Raw genomic sequence first — 21,148 nt, forward strand, 5'->3', positions numbered from 1 at the left:
GCACCGAATCCATGCAAATTTATTGTGCACAGCACAAAATTTATGCCGCCTCAAATTTCACCTTGTTCCGGAGAACCTACATCCGAAGTCTGGATATTGAACCCCTGCAGATAGCCGGGAATATTCTGCGAATCGAATACGGCACCATCGATAAATCCATCATCCGTCGCACTTCCCTCGATCCGCAAATCATCGGACGGGATATCGGAACGCGATCCCAGAGCATTCCGATACAGATCTGGACGGAAGGCCGAAGATACTTGTCGACTGGTCTCCGGCGAATAGGCTGCCTGCCCCCATCGCACCATCTGGCTGAAAATCCATTGCGCCTGACTGATCCAGGGGAAATTGGCGCCTTCACGATGGAACGAAAAATACTCCGGGACCGTCCGCTCGGTTCCGTCAGGATCCGTAGTGAAGCTGCCGAGCAGGACGCGATGAACAATGTCGAATGGTGCATCGAGATAGCGCGGCTCAGCGAGTACTTGCGCCAATTCGCGCCGGTTCTCGGAAATATCGCACCAGGCTGCAGCACGATCGAGCGCAACGATGAGCCGTGACAAGGTCTCCGGATTCTGCTCGGCCCATTCGGGCCGCGTTCCGATGATTTTTTCCGGACTAGATGGCCAGATGTCTTCCTTGACCGCTACAATCCGGCCCACGTCTCGCGAAACTGCCACCATGTTCCACGGCGCACCGACACAGAACCCGTCGATTGCACCAGCCGAAAGCGCATCCGATGTCATCGGCGGCGGAACGACGACGAGTTTCACATCACGATCGGGATGAATGCCCCCGGCGGCCAGCCAGTAGCGCAATTCGTAATTGTGCGACGAAAATGGATAGGTCATGCCCAGAACAGGTAGGGCTTCACCCTTCTCCCGCATTTCCTCGATCACCAGCTTGAGCGCCTTGGCGTTGGCCAGTGCATTTTCATGCCCGGTCAATTCCGCTTTGGCCTGCATGCGGCGATAGAGCTGCACCGAAAGTGTAATGGCGTTGCCGCCGCGGCCAAGGGAAAAAGGTGTGATCACTGGCGACGGGTTGGAACCAAGTCCCAGCGCGGAGGCAACCGGCATGGGTGCAAGCATATGTGCCACATCGAACTGCCGGAATGCCAGCCGATCGCGGATATTGGCCCAGGAGACATCCTTGGCCAGCTCAAGCTGAATGCCTTCGCGTGCGGCGAAGCCGAATTCCGCAGCAGCGATGAGCACGGAGGCGTCGACAAGCGGAATGAACCCTGCGCGAACCAGCCTTGTCCCTTCACGCCGTATTGCGGCTGGCGCGGCAAGCCCATTCCTGTCGCTGCGATCAATCCCGGTTCGAATGAAACTCATGACTGCTCCTAACTTCCCAGAATTGCCGCCGCCATGACGACGCTTTGGGCAATATCGGCAAGTTTTTTCTTCTCGTTCATGGCCGTCTGACGCAAAAGCGCATAGGCCTCATCTTCAGTCAATTTGCGGGATTTCATCAAAATTCCCTTGGCGCGTTCGATGATTTTTCGCTCCTCGAGCGCGCTCTTGGCATCCGCCAGTTCCTGTTGGAGCCGGCTGAAGGCCTTGAACCGGCTGACCGCCATATCGAGGATGGGCTTTACACGTTCTTTCTTCAGGCCATCGACCACATAGGCCGAAACACCCGCCTCCACCGCTGCCTCGATGGACGATGTATCGGAGCGATCGACAAACATGGCGATGGGTTTGCGCACCGAGCGCGTCAGCTGGAACAAATGCTCAAGCATGTCGCGGTTTGGCGTCTCGATATCGATGACGATGACGTCCGGGCTAATGATTTCGATCTGGCGTGCAAGCCCGACAATATCGTGGAGCACCACCACTTGATCATGGCCCGCCTCCCGCAACCCCTCTTCAATGATGGAGGCGCGAATGCGGTTTTCGTCAAAGATCATGATGGATAGTGCAGCCTTCATGCCTTATTTTTGCGCATGCATGAATATTGTGCAATGCTACATTCAGCCACAGCACGATTAATTACATAATCGGACGCCCGTGGGGACCCGGCGGATTTTTAGCTTTCCTCCGGCGGCTTTTCCAATGCAGCTTTCTTGCGAGCCATGGTGTCTCTGGTGGCCGCTGCCGCCGCGCTGGCTGAATGATCTTCATTGCCGGCAACCTGGACCGTCGGCGACGCGAACCCGATACCGTTCTCCGCGAAGGCTTCGCGGATCATCGCATAGGCACGGCGCCGGATGGTGGATTGGTGGCCGGGTTTCGTCATCATGGCAAAGCTCAGGTTAATGCCATAGTCGCCGAAGGCCTCCACGCCCTTCATTTTTACCGTCTCGATGATCTGCGGCCCGAATTCCTCATCCTCAAGCAGCGCTGCACCGACACCCTTCACGAGCTTTTTGACCTTGGCGATATCCGTGTCGTAGTTCACCGAGATCAGGAACTTGTCGATGACCCAATCCCTGCTCATGTTCTGGACCGCACCCAATGTACCAAAGGGGACAGTGAAGATCGGACCGCGATGGTGGCGCAGTTTGACGGAGCGGATGCTGAAGGATTCGACAGTGCCCTTGTAGCTGCCGCTCTGGATATATTCTCCCACCCGAAACGCATCATCCGTCATATAGAACACGCCGCTGATGATGTCCTTGACCAGCGCCTGCGAGCCGAAACCGATTGCGACGCCAAAAATGCCAGCGCCTGCGATCAATGGACCGATTGCGACGCCGAGCCCGGACAAAACCATCATGACGGCGATGACGGCGATGAGCACCGCAAGGAAATTGCGCAGGATCGGCAGCAAGGTCATGAGCCGTCCGCTGCGGGCCAGCGCAGCTTCATCGCCACCTTCGATGCGGGCACGCTCGATACGCTGATTGATGAGGCCCTTGACCATATGCCAGATGAGGTCGGCGGCAAGCAGGATCACCACGCCGCTCAGTACGCCGCGGATGATGCGGCTGGCGGCTTCATCCTCCATCAATCCGCTTGCACGCAAGCGAATGACTGCGGCAAGCCAGGCGGCTGCGAGGGCGATGATGACCACCCTTGCGCCGCGTTCGATGAGCACTTCGAGGATCGGGTTCCTGGGCCTTGGCGCATCGTCAGGTCCGGCGAAGAACGACTTCACGATTGTGCTGGTGGTCCTTAAAATCGGCGGCAGAATGAGCGCATAGATGCCGACCCACAACGCCCCGCTCATGCCGGCGACCCATAAGAGCCATAGCAGGCACAGATAAAATGTAAGCAGCCACTCCTTGACGCGATAGGCCCGCGAAGCAATAGGGGCTTCCGGGCGGTTCCAAACGGTTTCCAGTACGACCGCCAGCAGACCAAGGCCCATGATGTAAACGATCAGGCTCTTGGCGTTGGGCGTGAAATTGAGTGCGGTCATCACTCTGGCCGCCGCCCATCCCGTAAAAAAGATGCCTGCGAACAAAGCAACCCGTCGATACCAGAAGGCGGCCATCACATCATCCATCGGAATAAGACGCATTTTGTTTTGCGCGCCGGGCGTCGATTGCTCGCGATGAAATCCCAGAAGAATGGCGGTCAATCGCGTGATCACACGCCAAGCAATCAGGGCGACAAGCATGGGAAGGACAAGCATGGCCAGCAGCGGCGGCCAGGTGAAAGCAAGGAAAGCACCGATGCTGGCCAAAGCAAAGACCACCAAGGGTGCGATGGCTGCGAAGATCGACCGGCCGATCATGTGATGCCGCGAGGGCGTGCCTCCCTCGATCGTAACGGGCGCAACGTTCCGCCTTATTGCCTGGCTGACCAGTCGCCGGAAGACAAATTCGGCGCCAAAGCCGAGCGCCGCAAATGCGCCGAACAGAACCAGGATTGCTCCCGGCCCTCGCCCGTTGATTTCGGTCATGATCGTAGAGCTCGCCCCTGAAAACTCGGCAGGAATCGCCGGAATGGCTTGTCCAAGGCCCCGCAAATGCGACCGAACGGCATTCGACCAAAGCATAAACTCATCCGCTGCAGGCGCGACCGGAGTCTCTGCCGCCGCCGGCGCGCCCTTTGTCGCGATCCATGCCTTGACGTCAGGATCATCCAGGAGCTTCAGGAGCTGCTCAACCTTTTCCGGCGGGGGGGCAGGCGTTGCCGATTGCGCCAGCCCGGCAGAGATGAACATTGCGCAAACCCACAAAGCGACCGCGCATGTCACGAACAATCGCGTTGAGATGAAATCACGATACATTGGCGCGGCCTCCTGGCCCGGATTCGTCACACCGAACGGAGCGAAACGTTGCTTTACCCGGCGTGGCAGTGCAGCAACCATTTTGTACCATCGGCCAGATGATTGTTGGATAAAAACATCGCCTCGTCAAAGTTGTTACAGTTATCATTGCGTTACCGAACGCTGTGCAGCATTCTTTGTAAACGTGAACATCTGTTTATGCCTAACACAGGCATGTGAATTGGCTGGATCGAGGTTAGACATGCGACGCACTTTACCTGTTCTTCTGATGCTGGCCGCAATGCCGGGTTTTGCGGCGGCCGAAACGGTACAGACACGCACGCTGGAACGTCAGGCCGCAAGGGCAATTCGCAGTGCCGGATTTTGGTGCGACAAGGTAAGCGAAGCCAAGATTGACCAGGTCCTTTCGGCATCCGGTCCGACGGTCGTGCGTGTGACATGTGACGATCGCACGCGATACGAACAATACAAACTGACCATGACCCCAAAAAATACAATCGCAAAAATCGAGGTCTGGAAGTAGGGCCCACAAGCCCACGCTTCAAAATCCATCACCTGCAGCCGCAAAAGTAGCGACTTGTTAACCTTGGCTTTCTATTCAAATAGCAAGCCCTATGGGTAACTTCACATCATTCCGCTTGCAGGCATCATGCGTATCCCCAGAACAAATTTTCCAATTAAAACAGACGAATACGGGTTTGAGGACGAATTCGTAGAACGGCCGATTCGCGAGCCGGTCCCATCGGCGCACCCTGCACACTTAACCGAGATTCGCCCCTCCCTAGGTCGGGAAGCAGCGACTGGTCACGCCGGCCCTCAAAAGCCGGCACAATATGAGCCCGTAATTGTCAAACGTCCGGTAGCGCCGCCCACCCAGAGCAGATCGGCGGCCCCGGCGAGCCGCCCTCAGCCAGCAGAACAGATGAACATGGACCCATCTTCCGCACCGATTTCGAAACGCATGTTCTCGCTTTCCGAAAATGTCCGCTTCACCCGTACGCCCGATAGCGAACTTCTGAAGGGCAAGGGCTCCACAACGAGCGAGGCATCCGTCAAGGCGGCCGATCCTGCAGATAAGCCCGCACCTTCCCGCATTCCTGTACCGCGCACGCCGGCTGCCCCGCCAAAAGCGCCCACTCCGGCAGCTCCACCGAGAACATCGAACGCCGCTCGTGCCACTCCTGATTTGCGGCAGTCGAACAAGCCACCGCAGGATAATTCGCCGTTCGCTTATGTGTCGGATTACGCGTTCTTTGAGTCGATGGATCTTGCGGGCGACATCCTGCCTGTTGTTACCGCAGTGCCTTTAAAGCCGCGTCCACAGTTCAGTCCCGATGAAATCACCGCACGGTTTCGCGTCGTAGAATGCAAGAAGATCCAGCCCGGTTATGACGTGGCCAAACAGCACGTTTCCGCGCCGCCTCTTGATCCAATGCCAGTTGAAGCGAGCCAGGCAGTACAAGCGCCGTCTGAGCCAGTGTTGAACATTGCTGACACCCCCGACTTGAGCCCGGCTGCCGATCCGGATCCCGTTCCCGCCATCACAGCTCCAGAACGCACCATCGCGCGGCGTCGCGATATCGCCCCGGTCCGGCCTCCGCTCCGGCCAAAACAATTCGCGATCACGAATCCGGCGGAGGCACACATGCCACCGGCCGTGCACGCAGGCTACGAAAAGCCGCCCGTGGCGCTGTTGCAGGAAGCAGTCACTCAGGACGCTGTTACCATTTCACAGGAAACGCTGGAGCAGAATGCCGGCCTCCTTGAAGCCGTGCTGGAAGATTTCGGCATCCGCGGTGAGATCATTCACGTGCGCCCTGGCCCTGTCGTGACGCTTTACGAGTTCGAACCGGCGCCGGGCGTGAAATCCTCGCGCGTCATCGGCCTCGCCGATGACATTGCCCGCTCCATGTCGGCACTTTCAGCACGCGTCGCCGTAGTTCCTGGCCGCAACGTCATCGGCATCGAATTGCCAAACGCGACCCGCGAAACTGTCTATCTTCGCGAAATGGTTGCCTCGGAAAATTTCGACAAGACCAAGTTCAAGCTGGCGCTTTGCCTCGGCAAGACGATCGGCGGCGAGCCTGTGATCGCCGAACTCGCCAAGATGCCGCATTTGCTCGTCGCCGGCACCACCGGCTCGGGCAAATCAGTCGCCATCAACACGATGATCCTGTCCCTACTCTACCGGCTCACCCCGGATGAGTGCCGCCTGATCATGGTCGACCCGAAGATGCTCGAGCTGTCGATCTACGATGGCATCCCGCATCTGCTCACGCCGGTCGTCACCGACCCCAAGAAGGCCGTGATGGCTCTCAAATGGGCGGTACGGGAGATGGAAGACCGCTACCGGAAAATGTCGAAACTCGGCGTACGCAATATCGACGGTTTCAATAGCCGTGTTGCAACTGCCCGGGCTAACGGCGAGACCGTGATGTGCACAGTGCAAAGCGGATTTGACAAGGGAACCGGCGAGGCTGTCTACGAACAGGAGGCCATGGATCTCACATCCATGCCCTATATCGTTATCATCGTCGACGAAATGGCTGACCTGATGATGGTCGCTGGCAAGGACATTGAGGGGGCGATCCAGCGCCTCGCCCAGATGGCTCGTGCCGCTGGCATCCACCTGATCATGGCCACGCAGCGCCCCTCGGTTGACGTCATCACCGGTACCATCAAGGCGAATTTCCCGACGCGTATCTCGTTCCAGGTAACATCCAAGATCGACAGCCGGACCATTCTGGGCGAACAGGGCGCAGAGCAGCTTCTCGGCCAGGGTGACATGCTGCATATGATTGGCGGCGGGCGCATTTCCCGTGTCCATGGCCCCTTCGTTTCCGATGAAGAGGTCGAGAAGATCGTCGCGCACCTCAAGGCTCAGGGCAGGCCCGACTATCTCGACACGGTCACGGCGGACGAAAGCGACGAAGAAGACGTCGAGACCGATGACGGCGCAGTCTTCGACAAGGGAAATGTGGCTGCTGAAGACGGCAACGAACTCTACGACCAGGCAGTCAAGGTCATACTGCGCGACAAGAAATGCTCGACTTCATATATCCAGCGCCGCCTGCAGATCGGCTATAATCGTGCCGCCTCGCTGGTCGAGCGCATGGAGAAGGAAGGCCTCGTTGGCCCGGCCAATCATGTGGGCAAGCGCGAAATATTGACTGGCAACAGGGACAATACTTCCCAAGGCGTCGCCGACGTTCAATGACAGCGCGCCAAATGCTGCAGCGCTGTTAGAGCGATTGACGCTGGGCAGCTTTGACAGCTTTTGGCGGCGAACATCTGATCTTGATGTATTCGTTTGGCGAGCGTCCTACGATGGCTGTTCTTGCCACGTAGGCCTGACCTTGCAGGCCGCACATCATCGCATTGCTCGCCTGAGGCCCCACGATTACGTCCAGCGCCGTATCGGTCTGGCAATCAGCAGGTGAAAGGCTCGTTGAGCAGATAAGTATTACAACTTGGAGCATTGTCGGCACCCTCTGTGAACAGTTGCTCCCCCCTACCCCGATAAGGTACGCTAATTTTGCTGCAATGCAACAAAATGCTGCCATGCAACATAGGATCTCCCGAAGAGAAGGGTTGAGGTACCGCGTGCACTTGTGGCGGCTAAGCTGTCTCGATGAGCGTCTTGAACACCAGACCCGTGGCGCTGGCCTTGGCCGAAGCCTTGATCGCGGCAATCGACGCGCTGACACGGTTTACATCCGAATAAACATGATCTTCGCTGATCTCCAGTACGGCGATGCTGCAACGCATCAAGGGGAACTGACATTCGCCGCCAGCGCGATCATGGGCGCGAATGGTGCCGGCGGTGCGGTCTTCCGCTGTATAGAGCTCGCGCACGCTGGCAGCAAAACCCTGCAGCAAACTGGTCAGAACCTTTTCCAGTTCCGCGGAAGTTCCTCCGGTCACGCCAACAAAGAAATCATCGCCGCCCACATGCCCCAGGAACTTGTCTTCCCCGACGAAATGGTGCCTGAGCAGGGAGGCAAAGAGGGCGATGGCGAGGTCGCCCTTCTGGAAGCCGTAGTGATCGTTGAACGGTTTGAAATTGTCGAAATCGCAGTAGCAGAAGAAGCGTTTCTCCGATCCGTCGCGCATGGCATCCTGAACGTAATCGCGAATGGACCGGTTACCTGGCAAACCGGTCAAAGGATTCTGGTCCTGGGCAGTCTTGAGCTGTTTTTCATTGATGATCTTGAGCAGCGACGAAGCGGAAAGCACTCCCGCATAACGAAGATTTTCCGTCAGGATCACACAATCACTGCCATCCATGCCCGCGAAAATCTTCAGCATCTGCTCCGCTGGCGTATCGAGATCGGCGATCGGGGCATCGGTCACGAAATGTGCGATCCCGCGCTGATAAATACGGTTTTTCAACAGGTCGCGGCCGAACGGATGATAGATCATTCCTTTGACATGATACTCGTGCAAAACCCCGCGAGGTTCGCCGTTGGCACTCAGGATCGGGAAGAAGCTCTGCTGCGGATTCTTGCGGAAAAGCTCAAAAACCTTGTCGAGGTCCTCGTTTTCGCGGACAGCAGGCAGAGGTTGGATCTGCGCGCGGATGAGAATGCTGTCCAGCGTCGCGGTTTGCCTGCGTGCGGAACCCGCCTGTTCGAGATGCGGATATGAATCCTGCAACTCACCGACATTTATGGTCGGACGAGCAATGAAATAGCCTTGGACGAGATCACATCCAAGATCGCGGCAAATCACAAATTCCGCTTCCGTTTCAACACCTTCCGCTATGACGCGGGCACCCAGCATATGAGCCGTCTGAACAATCTGCTTGACGATATGTCGCTTGCGCGGCGTGATGTCGAGGCCGGTGACGAAATGACGATCGATCTTGATATAGTCGGTCGGAAAGTCGCAAAGGAGCTTCAGGCCATTGAAACCGACGCCAAAATCGTCGATGGCCAGCTTGAAGCCGGAATGACGCAACTTCTTGATGAGGTCGGCAAAGGCTGGGTCCTGCGCATTGTCGAAACGCTCCGACAACTCAAAGCAGATGGATGAAGAGCGTATATTGGCTTTGGCCAGATGATAAGTCAGCTTTTCGATGATATCGCCGCCAGTACCGATAAGCCTGGCGTCGATATTGATAAACAGCATTCGCTGGGCATAGCCGGGCAATCCGGAAAAGCTTGCAAAGGCTCGGCTGTTGACCATTTGCTCGAGCTCCAGGAGCTGACCGACATCGTAAGCTTTGTCCAGAAGCTCCAGCGGCGATTGGAAACCAAGCCGATCATAGCCGCGCATCAACGATTCATAACCGAACGTAGCGCCCGTTGCAGCTTCCACCACAGGCTGAAACGCGGTTTCGATCGCGAGTTTGGCGAGTGTGACAAGCTGATCGTCGCCAAAACGGCGCAAGACCAACATTTCGGCTGGGCGGAAACTCATGAAGAACTCCAGGTAGGAAGAGGCTACTGACGGATCGATACTTCCCGCCTACCCTTGAATTTTTCGTTTCCCAAAGATGACAGTTTTATGAAGTTTCGTGCGGTTCGTTTGTGGGCCGCTTCGCCAAGACTTTTGTCGGACGTGATCTTTTATTCGGAACGAGCAAGGCCGCTTCGCGCTTACGTCCGGCCCTTCGCCGAGTTAACTAATCCTAACCCTTTTGGTTTAGGTTTGGAACAGTTGACGTTTTGTGGAGTTGTGTTGAGCCAACTTAAAAACAAAAGGTAACTCAAACTATTGCCAGACACCCTATGCTCGAAATCAAGTGAACTCATACACCGCGGAAGGATCGGCAAAACGATCCTGGTACTGGTGTCACTGACAACACGGGCACTGCCGTATGCGCGACGAGACTGAAGACAGCTCCGACTATAAGGGCCTCACTGCCGACTATTTCGATCGCCGGAGCGAAACCTACGATCAGGACGCAATTCATCCGAAGCTCGCATCAATTGTCATCAAGCACGCGCGACTTGAACCGGGTCTCTCGGTGCTCGACATCGGAACCGGGACCGGGCGTATTGCGCTGCATGCAAGCAAACTCATCGGCAACGAAGGTTCGGTCGTCGCCATAGACCTTTCGTCAGAAATGCTCACGCAGGCGCATTTCAAGGCTGGCATGCAGAGTCTGACCAACATCCAGTTCATCCAGGGTGATGCGGAAATCATCGAATTGGAAGACGCAAGTTTTGACAGGGTGTTGTGCTCCTCGGCTTTCGTGCTTCTCTCAAACCCGTTGAGGGCGCTGAAGACATGGAACAAGTGGCTGAAGCCTGGCGGGATCGTCGCTTTCGACGCACCGGGCGAGCCATTCGGCATCAACAGCATCATCGCAGAAATTGCGTCCAGCCACGGCATATTTCTTCCCTATTCCACTGCCGCCAACACGCCCGAAAAATGCGGCAAGCTATTGGAATCGTCGGGCTTCGACGCTTTGGAAATCAGTGAGGAGCTTCTGCAGGAGCATGAAATGCACCTGGACGATGCTTTGGCGGTGTGGGCCAAATCCATCGTGCATCCGGCGTGGCACAAACTCGCCCAACTTCCCGCAAAGCGGCTCGAGGGGATTCGAATGGAGTTCGAAGCAAAGGTCAAGGCCGCCGCTGCGGATGGAACTGTCATGAGCAGAATTGCCATGAATGTAGCTACCGGTCGCAAGCAGGGCTGCGTCCAGTAGGATGAGGCTGCTGAAGCTCCACCGTTGCGGCAGGAACAAAGCGATTTGGCCTTCCGGAGGCAAACTGCCTAGCGCCACCATCTTGCAAGCCACAGAGCTGTTGGCCCTATAACTCCTATTGTCGATTGATTATGACAGAAGAATTGATGAGACGTGTCGTCGAATACTCTGCCGTGCGGCGATACAGGAGAAAATACTGATGCGTATCCGGGAACTTCAGGAAATCAGATATGAAGAACAAAGTGCAAATTTGAAACTGTCGGGCCTCAATCCCTTTAATGCGCCTAAGAGCGTAAACATCTCGATTGATGATCCGGAAGAATTTCTCAACGCGATCAAGAAAGCGCTATCGAGCAGCGATGGCAAGACCATCAAGATTGGCAAATAGCCCTTTTGCGGACAGGCAAATGTGACCTGTCCAAAAACTGCTATACAGAACTGGTATGATGGCGCCCCTAACCTTGGACATCGTATGGACCATATCCGTTTTACCGAATGCTTGGCCTATCTGTTCTGGTCGCAAGAGACGCTCGCCGACATACTCGATTGCGACCGCTTCCTTGTGCGTGCGTGGGCTGAAGGCGGACAGCCAATCCCGGAGCACATTGCCGCCTGGCTGGAAACCCTCGCTTTGGTTCACGAAGTCACCGGAATACCGCCTGGGTATAAAGGGAAGAAACTTCGCGAGGAAGTGCACTAAGGTAATGCGATGGACGGTGCATTGCCCAGCTCCACAGATCGGCACTTGTCACACCATCGATACAATTTACGGCATACATTGACTGGAGCATGATCAGGAAACAGGAGCAAAACATGGTCGAGGAACCCGAAGCATCCGTCAGGGCTACCCAGAAGAACGACGATGGCCGTTGGTACTATGTCATCACCATGGACGGGATCGAGGGATCGAGCGTTGGCCCCTACGATTCCGAAGAAGAAGCCGTCGAAGCTGGTCGCCAGAAGCTGGTGGAAGACGACGTTGCTTGACAGGTGAGTGCTTACTCTGAAGAGAGCTCGTTCCAGGCAGGCCAGTCGAGACCTTCATCAAGACTGGCGACCGGATCGTCGCGCCCTACTTCATCAAGCCCCTGATGGACCAGGCGAAACGAGCTTTCCGCGAAGGCTGATCTTGGTTGATCATCTTCGCCCTCGGCCGCCTACTCAAATCCCCTCGCCGTAGGTGTGGCCTTCTTCATGGATCAGTGTCGCAATGAACCGCTTGGTGCGCTCCCGCTTCGGCTGCGTGAAGATATCGCGCGACGTGCCGGTTTCGACGATCACGCCACCATCCAGCACGATGACCTCATTGGCGATCTTTGAGGCCAAACGGAGATCATGCGTCGCCATGACCATGGTCGTGCCTTCGCGCGCCAGCTGTGCCAGCACGTCGACCACCTCGCCTGAAAGCTCCGGATCGAGCGCTGACGTCGGCTCGTCGCACAAGAGAACTTTCGGTGACGGTGCCAGGGCGCGGGCGATAGCCACGCGCTGCTGCTGCCCGCCGGAAAGCGTTGATGGCCAGACCTCGGCCTTATGCGCCAGCCCCACCTTCTCGAGCAGCGCCATCGCCCGCTCCCGCGCCCTCTCCTTCGGCCATTTGAGAACCGTCGTCAGGCCTTCCGTGATGTTCTCGATCACGGTGCGGTGAGGAAACAGCTGGAAGTTCTGGAAGACCATCCCGGTGTGGCGCCGGAGCAGCTGTACCTGCTTCCCGCTCATCCTGGCGCCGGGATGAAACTCAAGCTTGTCGCCTGCGATCTCCACTGAACCTGAAGTCGGAATTTCAAGCAGATTTATGCAGCGCAGCAGCGTGCTCTTGCCGCCGCCGGACGGGCCAACCAGCGCCATGACCGCGCCTTCGGCAACGCTCAGCGAAACATCGTTGAGAACCGTCAGATCACCGAAGCGCTTTACGATGTTTTTCAGTTCGATCATCATGAGCGTGCCTCCAGGAACCCGCCATAGCGATTGAGCCGGGTCTCAAGCCGTGCTTGCAGCGATGACAGGACCGAACTCAGGGCGAGGTAAATCAGCGCCGCCTCGACATAGAGAATAAGCGGCTCGTAGGTGGTCGCAACGATGCGTTGCGCCGCCTGGAACAGTTCCGGCACGGTGATTGCAGCCGCCAGAGAAGTGTCTTTCACCAGCGAAATGAAGGTATTCGACAGGGGTGGTACCGCAACCCTTGCTGCTTGTGGCAAGATGGTGCGGCGCATGGCCTGCGACCAGCTCATACCGATCGAATAGGCCGCTTCCCACTGCCCTTTGGGAACTGAAGAGATGACGGCGCGCAGGATTTCCGACGTATAGGCGCCGATGTTCAGCGTGAAGCCGATCAGCGCCGCCGTAAAAGCGTCAAGCACTATACCGACGCTGGGCAAGCCGTAGAATATCAGGAAGAGTTGCACCAGAAGCGGCGTACCGCGAATGATCCAGACGTAGAACTTGATGACCGCTGCAAACGGACCCGGCGCAAAGAGCCGGATGAGCGCAGCGATGAGGCCGACCGTGAGGCCGAGCACGAAAGACAGCAATGTCAGCGGAATGGTGAAAATCAGCCCCGCCCACAGGAGGGACGGCAACGATTCGAGCATCAATGTCAGCCAATGGGACAAAGCGGATTCTCCCTCCAAAGACAAAGGCAGGGAGTTTTGCTCCCTGCCCTCTTAGAGCGTAAAAAGTATCAATCGTAAACGGCTGTTACTTCGAAACGTCCTGGCCGAAATACTTGTCGGCGATCCTCTGGTAGGTGCCGTCGGCTTTGATCGTCTCCAGCGCCTTGTTGATGGCAGCGAGCAGGTCCGGTTCACCCTTGCGGATGATAATGCCGGAGAAATCGGCGTTCTCCTGCTGGGCGGCAATCTTCACATTGGCATCGGGCTTGTGCTTCTTGAAATCGAGGAAGGACAGACTGTCATTGATCGTAGCGTCGGCGCGGCCATTGAGCACCAGCTGGATCGACTGATCGAAACCGTCGGTACCGACGAGCTCGGCACCGGCTTCCTGGGCGATCTTGCCGAAATTGCTGGAAAGCGACTGCGCGGACTTCTTGCCCTTCAGATCGGCAAAGCCCTTGATCTCGTTATTATCACCTTTGACGATCAGCACGGCTTTGGACGCGATATAGGGTTCGGAGAAATCGTACTTCTGCTTGCGCGCTTCGGTGATGCCGACCTGGTTGATTACCGTGTCGTAACGATTGGCATCGAGGCCCGCGATCAGTCCGTCCCACTTGCCTTCCAGGAACTCTGCCTTGACGCCGAGGTTCTTGGCGATGGCCTCACCGATTTCCACGTCAAAGCCGACGAGCTTGCCCGAGGCGTCGTGATAGGTGAACGGGGCATAGGTGCCTTCCGTACCGATCTTGAAAACGCCTGCCGCCTTGATCTGCTCGAGATTGGAGGCAGCCTGTGCCTGTGCAGGCACAATTGCGAGGGCGCCAACGACGAGGAGTGATTTCAACCAGTTCATCTTGTTTCCATCCGTTTGTTATATGCCTTTCGGCGAATGACTGAAAAATGTCACTTTGCTACGACGCTGCATAGGCATTCATCGCTGACGCAGCGCCCAGAACGGTGAAATTAATACCAGAAATCGCCAAAATGGGGGAATATTATTCCAGGCCATCTGGCCGTCCAATCCCTGATTTTCGCTAGTCCAGCCTTATGCCTGTCTTGCCATGGAAAACATGGACATCCGCCGGCTTGATGCCGAGACTGATCGTATCGCCTGGACCGCGGTCCGTCCGCCCCATCGCATAAATGCAGACCTGTTGTCCTGCGAGTTGCGTATAGAACTGGGTCGACAAACCAAGCGGCTCGATCACTTCGATCTTTGCCTTCAGCGCATCAGCGCTGCCAACTTCGATATTTTCCGGGCGGATACCGACGGTTACCCTGTCGCCATCCTCGACCTTCAGTTCGGGCCGAAGCGGTATCATCTGGCCATCTGTCAGTTCAGCCGAAACCTTGTTGCCATCACGCGCTACCACGGCCGGCAAGAAATTCATGCCGGGCGAGCCGATGAACCCCGCGACGAACAGATTGGCGGGATGATCGTAGAGTTCGAGCGGGGTTCCAACCTGCTGGATCACACCGTCGTGCATGACGACAATGCGATCTGCCATCGTCATGGCTTCCACCTGATCATGCGTAACATAGACGGAGGTGGTCTTCAGCTGCTGGTGCAGCGCCTTTATCTCCGTACGCATATGCACGCGCAGCTTGGCATCGAGATTGGACAATGGCTCGTCGAACAGGAACACCTTGGGATCGCGCACGATGGCGCGTCCCATGGCAACGCGCTGGCGCTGACCACCGGAAAGCTGGCGTGGCAGACGCTGCAGGTAGACGTCGAGACCGAGCCGCTTGGCAGCACTGCCAACACGGTCGAGGACCAGTTCCTTGGCGGTCTTGCGCAGCATCAGGCTGAAGCCCATGTTCGAAGCTACGTCCATATGCGGGTAGAGCGCATAGGATTGGAACACCATGGCGATATCGCGGTCTTTCGGCGCCACGTCGTTGACCACCCGGTCGCCGATCTTGATCTCACCAGCCGAGATTTCTTCAAGCCCGGCGATCATCCTGAGCAGCGTGGACTTGCCACAGCCGGAGGGGCCGACAAGGACCACAAACTCGCCGTCGGCAATGGAGAGATCCACGGCCGAAAGCACATTCATGGCGCCGTAGTTTTTCTGAACGTTGGAGATGGTGACAGAAGCCATTGGTTGGTCCTTTATTAGCCCTTCACTGCACCAGCCGTGAGGCCCGTGACGAGGTAGCGTTGCAGGAAGGCGAAGAACAGGCAGGCTGGAATGAGAGCGAGCACGGAGGCTGCCATCATCTGACCCCAGTCGACGGCAAACTTGCCGATGAAGGTCAGGAGCCCGACAGCGAAGGTTTTCTGGCTTTCGCTGCTGATCAGCATCAGTGCGAAGAGCAGTTCACTCCATGCGGCAGTGAAGACGAAACCCAGTGTCGCGGCCATGCCGGGCAGCGTCAGCGGGATGATGACCTTGCGCAGCGCCTGGCTGCGGCTGCAGCCATCGATCATCGCGGCTTCCTCCAAATCTTTCGGAATACCGTCGAAGAACGACTGCATGAGGAAGGTAGCAAAGGCGATGTTGAAGGCCGTGTAGATGATGATCAGGCCGGTCAGGCTATTGGTAAGCCCAAGCTGACCCATAATGCGGTAGATCGGCGGAATGACCATGACGAGCGGAAAAGTCTGTGTCAGAAGCAGTGTCACCGCGACCGTCGTCTTCCCGCCGAATGAAAAGCGCGACATCGCATAACCAGCAGCCGAGGCGATGACCGTGACCAGGAGAGCCGTGATAACCGAGACGATCACGCTGTTGAGGAAGTAGCGCGGGAAATCGGTGGCGCGCAGCACGGTCTTGTAGTTTTCCCATGTTGCGGTGGAAGGCCACAGCGTGATGCCTTCCGAATAGAGCAACGACTGCGGTGTGACCGAAATCTTCAGCGTCCAGAACAGTGGAAACAGTGCGAAAATGACGTAGGCGCCGACCGCGGCATAGAGGCCGATACCGCCGAGGATGCGCGCGTTGCGGGAGCGTCCGGCAATCATCAGGCATACCTCACGAGCGAGCGGCGAATGCGGATCAGCACGATCGCATACAGGATGAGCAGCGCCAGCAGCAGCACGGCGACGGCCGAGGCGTAGCCCTTGTCCAACGTTTTGAAGGCGCTGACATAGATATAGGTGGCGACTGTATTGGTGGAACCGGCGGGTCCGCCTTCAGTCATCACATAAATGAGGTCGGCAAAGGTGGCGATCCAGATCGTCCGCAGCATCACCGTAATGGCGATGGTCGGCGCGAGGAAGGGCAGCGTCACCTTGGTGAAACGCTGCCAGGGATTGGCGCCGTCGATCGCTGCCGCCTCGTGCAACTCGCCCGGGATGGATTTCAGCGCCGCCAGCAGTGTTATTGCAAAGAATGGTATGCCGAACCAGACATTGGCGATGATCGGGCCCCACATCGCCGTTGCCGGGTCTGAAAGGATGTTCGTTGGCTCAGCTTTCAGGCCAAGCGCAAAGAGCCAGTGTGGCAGCGGACCGACAATCGGGTTGAACAGCCAGGCCCAGGTCAGGCCGGAAAGGAAGGAAGGCACGGCCCATGGCAGGAAGACGATTGCCTGGACGAATTTCTTGCCAACGAAGTCGCGGTCGAGAAGCAGCGCCAGGCCGAGGCCGAGAAAGAATTGCAGGACCAGGCTCGCGACGGTCCACCAAAGGGTGTTCATCAGCGCGTCGCCCAGGACCTTGTCGTGCAACAAGGCCTGATACTGCGCGAGACCGACATATTCCGATTTGAATGCCGAGAATTTGCGGAAGGAATAGCTGACACCGAAGATCAGTGGCACGACGAGCACGAGCAACAGCAGTACAAGCGCCGGGCTCAAATAGAACCATGGTTCGAACGCGACGGAGAACCGGCGCTTACCGCGTTCCCTTCCGCTTTTCTGCGGCAAACCTGCCACCGTCGATTGCATCACCATGTTTTTCGGCCCCTCATTTTGCCAAAACCTTCCCTGTCTTTCGCCACCCGGTTGATGGGTTGGTGAAAGCAAAAGGCAAATGCTCCGGCGCATAGCACCGGAGCATCGACTCACGTCACATCACTTCTTGTTCTTGGCCATCCAGGCCTGCTGCTGTTCGGTGAGGAACGCAGCCCATTCGTCGGCCACTGCCTTTGGCGTCTTCTGTCCAAGCAGCACTTCCTGGAAATTCTTGACCGAAACCGAGTCATAGAAATTACCGAGGTTTTCCAGATGCGTCGGCGGTGTGACGAACTCGAAGGTCTTCGGATCGCTCAGTTCCTGGAACCAGCCCTTGAAGCTTTCGGAACCGAAATACGGATCCTTGTCAGCCCCGTTGTGGATCGGCAGAACGCCGACATTCTTGGCGAACTCAAGATTGTCCGCTGGAGCAAGCAGCGTGCCCATCAGCTTCCAGGCGTCATCCTTGACCTTGGAATTGGCGAACATGGCCCAGCCGGCGTAGCCAAGTGTCGGATAGGACTTGCCGTTCGGTCCCGTCGGCAGCGGCGCGACGCCGAAATCTTCCGGCTTCATCTTCTCGGCGATGCCGATCAGCGCATCCGGATCCTGGTCGAGCATGGCGCAGGTACCGGAATAAAAACCGGTGACGACTTCATTGAAGCCCCAGCTGACGCTGTCCTTCGGCGCATAGCCGTTCTTGTAGATATCGGCGAGCATTTCGAGGCCCTTGACCGCGCCCGGTTCATTGAGCGTCGCGGTACCATCCTCGTTGAAATAGCCACCCTTGCCATTGGCAATATTCATGAACATCTGCACGCCATTGAAGCCGCCCGGACCACCGCGCAGGCAGTAGCCATACTTGCCCTGGATCGCCGAGATCTTCTTGTTGGCTTCCATGAACTCGTCGAGCGTCTTCGGCGCTTCCTTGAGGCCGGCTTCCGCAAAGAGCTTCTTGTTCCAGAACATGGCCCGGACATAATAGCCGTAAGGGATCATGTACTGCTTGTTATCGACGACAGAACCGAACTGCTTGGCGCGGTCGCCCAGCGTTCCCGCATCCTTCCACTTGGCCATATAGGGCCCGAGATCCTCGAGCTGGCCGTTATTGGCATAAAGCCCCATCCAGCGCTCTGGCATCTCGACAATGTCGGGCGTATCGCCGGCCTGCACCATGGTCAGGAATTTCTCGAATGCCTGCCCCCAGGGCAGCGAGACGAGCTCGACCTTGGTACCCGGATTGGCCTGTTCGAAACTGGCGATCTGCTTCTTCAAAAGTTCGGTGCGTGGCGGGCTGGAAATGACCTCCACCATCTTGATTGTCGTGTCTGCGAAGGCCGCCGAGACGGTCATGGACAGTGCGGCAATCGCGCCTGCCAAAAATGTTCCCATTCGTTTTTGCATCATAAAGCTCCCATTTTAGTAAGTTCAGCGTTTTGCTTTTGTCAGTGCATGGGTGAGGTCCGCCCAAAGCTCCTCTACACTTTCGAGTCCCACATGCAGGCGGATGGTTCGCGGGCTGACACCGAAACGCCCGATCGAATTGGCATCCGGCGTCTGCTGCAACGAGGCAAGCGCCGGTACAACGAGGCTTTCATGACCGCCCCAGCTGACGCCGATGCGGAAGATCTTGAGCGCATCGATGAAGGTTGGCACGTCGATATCCTCGGTCACCTCGAAGGAAAACAGGCCCGAATAGCCGCTGAGCGTCGCCTTGCCCGGATGATTGGAATAGGCCGGATGCATGATCCGCTCGACACTGTCATGTGCTTTCAGCCGCTCGGCAATGGTCAGTCCGCTCTTCATGTGATGCGGCAGGCGCAAGGTCAGCGTGCGCAACCCGCGCAGGAGCAGCCAGGCCTCGAAGGGCGACAGCTTCGCGCCGAGATAGGAATAGGTGCGGCCGTTGATCTGGTCGATCATTTCCTTCGAGCCTGCAACGACGCCGGCCACAGTATCGCTATGACCACCGAGATATTTCGAGGCCGAATGCATGACGAGGTCGATACCGTGAGTGATCGGCTTCTGGAACAGCGGCGTTGCCCAGGAATTGTCGATCGTGGTCACCACGCCGTGCTGCTTGGCGAGCCGTGCATAATGCGCAATATCCTGCAACTCGAACATCATCGAGCTCGGGCTTTCGAGGTACAGCATTTTTGCACCCGGCAAGGCAGCCGCCACCGCGTCCGGATCGGAACCGTCGACATAGTCGACCTTGATGCCGAGATGCGGCAACAGCCGCTCGAACAGCCGGTAGGCATCGCCATAGCAATTGCGCACGGCCACAATCCGGTCCCCGGCCCCGACAAAGGCGAGAACCATGGCGCTGATAGCGCCCATGCCACTGGAGAAGGCGCGGGCTGCCTCGGCACCTTCCAACGCCGCGATCTTGGCTTCGAACTCCATCACGGTCGGATTGTCGCCGCGCGAATACATGGGCTGGCGTTTGCGTCCCGCGAAGGCATCGGCCATCGCTGCATAATTGTCGAAAGTGAAGAGCGAGGTCTGGTAGATCGGCGGAACCACCGAACCGCCGGGGAACGGATCATCGTGGGCAAGCAGTGTTGCGGCTTGCGCCATCAGGTCCTGATCGTGGAAATACGGGTTGTCGCTCATGCTTGGCTCTTTTTGTTCTGCTTTTTCAGGTTTGCAGCACCGCGCTTGAGGTCATCCTCGACGGTGGCAATCAATTTCAATGCCTCGGCGCGAGCACCGATGGGATCACGTGCGGCAATGGCGTTGAATAGGGTGCGGTGATAGGGAAAACTGGCATGGCCGAAATCCCGTACGCCGAGCGGATGCTCCCAGAAGCGGTGGAACATCTCGTACATGGCCGCGATGATCTGTTCGAACAATGGATTGCCGGAGGTGCGGAACACCGCAAGGTGAAAGTCCCAGTCCTCATCGGCGGACATGCCGTGGCGAGCATGGAACGCTTCTTCCATTTTGATCAGCTTCTGCTCGATGAAAGCGATGTCTTCATCACTGGCGCGCTCGGCGCTGAGAACGGCCGCTTCCGCCTCAAGGCCACGGCGGATTTCCAGCGTGTGCATCAGGCTGTTGAAGTCATTGCCCGATGGCAGCGTCAGCGGCAGGTGCAGCATATTGCGTGTGACCGCCGCTTTCAGATAGGTGCCACTGCCCTGTCGCCGTTCGACAAGGCCTAGCTCCTGCCAGCGCGTCAGCGCCTCGCGCACCGTTGTCCGGCTAACTTTCAGGTGCTCGGCAAGCACGCGCTCGGTCGGCAGCCGGTCACCCGGTGTCAGTCCCTCACCCGTCACGAAATCCACCAGCGCATGCAGCACGGCGTCGTCGCGTGATGGCGTATGTACCGGAGAGAGGATCGGGCTGATCACGAAACACTTCACCTAAATTGGTTGGACCATTGTGCCAATTCAGCATGAAAAGGAGAGCGAGTCAAATGCTTGCCTAAGTCTTTTTTAGAGAATCGCAGGCACATGGCTCGCCTGAAAAGTTCCACCGCATCCGACGCCGCCCCTCCCTGCTGCTGCGCAGCTTCCCTCCCCACAAGGGGGAGGGTAAAGACGTCGCGCCAGTCACGACTGCGGCCCACCAAGCGGAAGAGCGTTGCAGGACAAGGCGCTGTTACCCTCCCCCTTGTGGGGAGGGACGGAGCAAAGCTCCGGGGAGGGGTTTTTGCACGAATTCAATCACTTCCAAAAGAAACCACGCCAACTTATCCAACACCTGCAAACCTCGTTTATTCTTCTCCCGTCCTTTCCACGGGGAACTGCTTCCGGAGCCGTTCGAAGCGGGGATCGGATCG

At 57.2% G+C, this 21,148-nt stretch carries 19 protein-coding genes; 6 read left to right on the forward strand and 13 right to left on the reverse strand.

Annotated elements, in window-relative coordinates; genetic code table 11:
• Window positions 1-50: 50 nt before the first annotated feature.
• The 3 genes from BLM14_RS28650 to BLM14_RS28660 all read right to left on the reverse strand — a co-directional run bounded on the left by BLM14_RS28650 (window position 51) and on the right by BLM14_RS28660 (window position 4,119).
• Window positions 51-1,340, reverse strand: a complete 1,290-nt coding sequence (locus tag BLM14_RS28650) for a CmpA/NrtA family ABC transporter substrate-binding protein (protein ID WP_100003459.1) — start codon at window positions 1,338-1,340, stop codon at window positions 51-53.
• Between the two features lie 8 nt (window positions 1,341-1,348).
• Entirely contained in the window at window positions 1,349-1,936 is a 588-nt protein-coding gene (locus BLM14_RS28655) for an ANTAR domain-containing response regulator (RefSeq protein WP_100003460.1), read from the reverse strand.
• A gap of 98 nt (window positions 1,937-2,034) precedes the next feature.
• Window positions 2,035-4,119, reverse strand: coding sequence for a mechanosensitive ion channel family protein (locus tag BLM14_RS28660; protein WP_237143743.1), 2,085 nt, complete (start codon window positions 4,117-4,119; stop codon window positions 2,035-2,037).
• 307 nt (window positions 4,120-4,426) lie between these two features.
• On the opposite strand from BLM14_RS28660, the gene BLM14_RS28665 reads away from it, so the two are divergent.
• Together BLM14_RS28665 and BLM14_RS28670 are read left to right on the forward strand one after the other, a co-directional pair.
• Window positions 4,427-4,708 (forward strand): hypothetical protein, encoded by a 282-nt coding sequence (locus BLM14_RS28665; RefSeq protein ID WP_133123928.1) that lies wholly within the window; start codon window positions 4,427-4,429, stop codon window positions 4,706-4,708.
• Between the two features lie 126 nt (window positions 4,709-4,834).
• Window positions 4,835-7,402, forward strand: a complete 2,568-nt coding sequence (locus BLM14_RS28670; RefSeq protein ID WP_100003463.1) for a DNA translocase FtsK — start codon at window positions 4,835-4,837, stop codon at window positions 7,400-7,402.
• 401 nt (window positions 7,403-7,803) lie between these two features.
• On the opposite strand, the gene BLM14_RS28680 is transcribed toward BLM14_RS28670, so the two are convergent.
• Window positions 7,804-9,606 (reverse strand): bifunctional diguanylate cyclase/phosphodiesterase, encoded by a 1,803-nt coding sequence (locus BLM14_RS28680; RefSeq protein ID WP_100003464.1) that lies wholly within the window; start codon window positions 9,604-9,606, stop codon window positions 7,804-7,806.
• A 400-nt stretch (window positions 9,607-10,006) separates the two neighbouring features.
• Between BLM14_RS28680 and BLM14_RS28685 the strand changes: the two genes are divergently transcribed.
• The 4 genes from BLM14_RS28685 to BLM14_RS31390 all read left to right on the forward strand — a co-directional run bounded on the left by BLM14_RS28685 (window position 10,007) and on the right by BLM14_RS31390 (window position 11,830).
• Window positions 10,007-10,843 carry a class I SAM-dependent methyltransferase gene (locus BLM14_RS28685; protein WP_100003465.1) on the forward strand — a complete coding sequence of 279 codons (837 nt, stop codon included), beginning with the start codon at window positions 10,007-10,009 and terminating at the stop codon, window positions 10,841-10,843.
• Window positions 10,844-11,042: 199 nt separating this feature from the next.
• A complete protein-coding gene (locus tag BLM14_RS28690; protein WP_100003466.1) occupies window positions 11,043-11,231 on the forward strand; it encodes a hypothetical protein in 189 nt (62 codons plus the stop codon).
• A gap of 84 nt (window positions 11,232-11,315) precedes the next feature.
• Entirely contained in the window at window positions 11,316-11,543 is a 228-nt protein-coding gene (locus tag BLM14_RS28695; RefSeq protein WP_100003467.1) for a hypothetical protein, read from the forward strand.
• A 113-nt stretch (window positions 11,544-11,656) separates the two neighbouring features.
• Window positions 11,657-11,830, forward strand: coding sequence for a hypothetical protein (locus BLM14_RS31390; protein WP_157929634.1), 174 nt, complete (start codon window positions 11,657-11,659; stop codon window positions 11,828-11,830).
• A 174-nt stretch (window positions 11,831-12,004) separates the two neighbouring features.
• Here BLM14_RS31390 and BLM14_RS28700 read toward each other — a convergent pair whose 3' ends face one another.
• The 9 genes from BLM14_RS28700 to BLM14_RS28740 all read right to left on the reverse strand — a co-directional run bounded on the left by BLM14_RS28700 (window position 12,005) and on the right by BLM14_RS28740 (window position 20,717).
• Entirely contained in the window at window positions 12,005-12,778 is a 774-nt protein-coding gene (locus BLM14_RS28700; RefSeq protein WP_100003651.1) for an amino acid ABC transporter ATP-binding protein, read from the reverse strand.
• Window positions 12,778-13,458, reverse strand: coding sequence for an amino acid ABC transporter permease (locus BLM14_RS28705; protein WP_100003468.1), 681 nt, complete (start codon window positions 13,456-13,458; stop codon window positions 12,778-12,780). Before BLM14_RS28705 ends, BLM14_RS28700 begins: the two co-directional genes overlap by 1 nt.
• A gap of 85 nt (window positions 13,459-13,543) precedes the next feature.
• Complete coding sequence (locus BLM14_RS28710) at window positions 13,544-14,314, reverse strand: amino acid ABC transporter substrate-binding protein (protein ID WP_100003469.1); 771 nt, start codon at window positions 14,312-14,314, stop codon at window positions 13,544-13,546.
• A 181-nt stretch (window positions 14,315-14,495) separates the two neighbouring features.
• Window positions 14,496-15,566: an ABC transporter ATP-binding protein gene (locus BLM14_RS28715; protein ID WP_100003470.1), complete on the reverse strand. Its 1,071-nt coding sequence runs from the start codon at window positions 15,564-15,566 to the stop codon at window positions 14,496-14,498.
• Between the two features lie 14 nt (window positions 15,567-15,580).
• A complete protein-coding gene (locus BLM14_RS28720) occupies window positions 15,581-16,429 on the reverse strand; it encodes a carbohydrate ABC transporter permease (RefSeq protein WP_100003471.1) in 849 nt (282 codons plus the stop codon).
• Window positions 16,429-17,361, reverse strand: a complete 933-nt coding sequence (locus tag BLM14_RS28725) for a carbohydrate ABC transporter permease (RefSeq protein ID WP_418314288.1) — start codon at window positions 17,359-17,361, stop codon at window positions 16,429-16,431. The genes BLM14_RS28720 and BLM14_RS28725 overlap by 1 nt, the downstream gene beginning before the upstream one ends.
• A gap of 120 nt (window positions 17,362-17,481) precedes the next feature.
• Window positions 17,482-18,753, reverse strand: a complete 1,272-nt coding sequence (locus BLM14_RS28730) for an ABC transporter substrate-binding protein (protein WP_165788417.1) — start codon at window positions 18,751-18,753, stop codon at window positions 17,482-17,484.
• A 36-nt stretch (window positions 18,754-18,789) separates the two neighbouring features.
• On the reverse strand, window positions 18,790-19,977 hold the full coding sequence (locus BLM14_RS28735) for a PLP-dependent transferase (protein WP_100003473.1): 1,188 nt from the start codon (window positions 19,975-19,977) through the stop codon (window positions 18,790-18,792).
• Entirely contained in the window at window positions 19,974-20,717 is a 744-nt protein-coding gene (locus BLM14_RS28740; protein WP_418314289.1) for a FadR/GntR family transcriptional regulator, read from the reverse strand. The genes BLM14_RS28735 and BLM14_RS28740 overlap by 4 nt, the downstream gene beginning before the upstream one ends.
• Window positions 20,718-21,148 lie beyond the last annotated feature (431 nt).

This window comes from Phyllobacterium zundukense (assembly GCF_002764115.1).
Lineage (GTDB): Bacteria > Pseudomonadota > Alphaproteobacteria > Rhizobiales > Rhizobiaceae > Phyllobacterium > Phyllobacterium zundukense.

Coding starts and splice junctions, on each gene's coding strand:
- BLM14_RS28660 (WP_237143743.1), bottom strand. CDS start 4,119: ATGTTCATCTCTGCCGGGCTGGCGCAATCGGCAACGCCTGCCCCCCCG.
- BLM14_RS28685 (WP_100003465.1), top strand. CDS start 10,007: ATGCGCGACGAGACTGAAGACAGCTCCGACTATAAGGGCCTCACTGCC.
- BLM14_RS28710 (WP_100003469.1), bottom strand. CDS start 14,314: ATGAACTGGTTGAAATCACTCCTCGTCGTTGGCGCCCTCGCAATTGTG.
- BLM14_RS28720 (WP_100003471.1), bottom strand. CDS start 16,429: ATGATTGCCGGACGCTCCCGCAACGCGCGCATCCTCGGCGGTATCGGC.
- BLM14_RS28665 (WP_133123928.1), top strand. CDS start 4,427: ATGCGACGCACTTTACCTGTTCTTCTGATGCTGGCCGCAATGCCGGGT.
- BLM14_RS28655 (WP_100003460.1), bottom strand. CDS start 1,936: ATGAAGGCTGCACTATCCATCATGATCTTTGACGAAAACCGCATTCGC.
- BLM14_RS28725 (WP_418314288.1), bottom strand. CDS start 17,361: ATGGTGATGCAATCGACGGTGGCAGGTTTGCCGCAGAAAAGCGGAAGG.
- BLM14_RS28730 (WP_165788417.1), bottom strand. CDS start 18,753: ATGGGAACATTTTTGGCAGGCGCGATTGCCGCACTGTCCATGACCGTC.
- BLM14_RS28670 (WP_100003463.1), top strand. CDS start 4,835: ATGCGTATCCCCAGAACAAATTTTCCAATTAAAACAGACGAATACGGG.
- BLM14_RS28715 (WP_100003470.1), bottom strand. CDS start 15,566: ATGGCTTCTGTCACCATCTCCAACGTTCAGAAAAACTACGGCGCCATG.
- BLM14_RS31390 (WP_157929634.1), top strand. CDS start 11,657: ATGGTCGAGGAACCCGAAGCATCCGTCAGGGCTACCCAGAAGAACGAC.
- BLM14_RS28680 (WP_100003464.1), bottom strand. CDS start 9,606: ATGAGTTTCCGCCCAGCCGAAATGTTGGTCTTGCGCCGTTTTGGCGAC.
- BLM14_RS28700 (WP_100003651.1), bottom strand. CDS start 12,778: ATGATCGAACTGAAAAACATCGTAAAGCGCTTCGGTGATCTGACGGTT.
- BLM14_RS28690 (WP_100003466.1), top strand. CDS start 11,043: ATGCGTATCCGGGAACTTCAGGAAATCAGATATGAAGAACAAAGTGCA.
- BLM14_RS28695 (WP_100003467.1), top strand. CDS start 11,316: ATGGACCATATCCGTTTTACCGAATGCTTGGCCTATCTGTTCTGGTCG.
- BLM14_RS28650 (WP_100003459.1), bottom strand. CDS start 1,340: ATGAGTTTCATTCGAACCGGGATTGATCGCAGCGACAGGAATGGGCTT.
- BLM14_RS28735 (WP_100003473.1), bottom strand. CDS start 19,977: ATGAGCGACAACCCGTATTTCCACGATCAGGACCTGATGGCGCAAGCC.